Source organism: Psychroserpens mesophilus (genome assembly GCF_050617655.1).
GTDB lineage: Bacteria > Bacteroidota > Bacteroidia > Flavobacteriales > Flavobacteriaceae > Psychroserpens > Psychroserpens mesophilus_A.
Window position 1 is genome coordinate 1 of sequence record NZ_JBODQC010000078.1, and the last position, 358, is coordinate 358.

A 358-nucleotide genomic window follows, 5' to 3' on the forward strand; every position below is an offset into this window, starting at 1 on the left:
ACCGTCGTTCTCTTCCCACATCACCTTCACCTTCTCATCGTTAATGGCATCCACCTGTCTTCCCCTATAATTGGGCTGGATGGGCAAATGCCTGCTGGACCTTCTATCAATCAAGGTCAACAATTCGATGCTTTTGGGCCGTCCAAAGGATTGGATGGCCGTTAATGCCGCCCGTATGCTTCGTCCGGTGTAGAGCACATCATCAATGAAAACCACTCGTTTTAAACCAATGCCATCAAGCGTACGACAGTATCTTGCAAAAAGGTTTACGAAACGATCGCCGGTCTCCAGTGGATCCAGTGGTTCTGGCTGTGGCAGGTTTCCCGTTAGTTCCTTTAGATCTGGAATGACTTGGAAA

The 358-nt window shown here is 48.6% G+C and carries 1 protein-coding gene; it reads right to left on the reverse strand.

The genetic code is table 11. The features are described from left to right. Nucleotides 1–358: phosphoribosyltransferase family protein (locus ACRHNM_RS16405; protein WP_431137708.1), on the reverse strand; the 358-nt coding region annotated here is incomplete at both ends.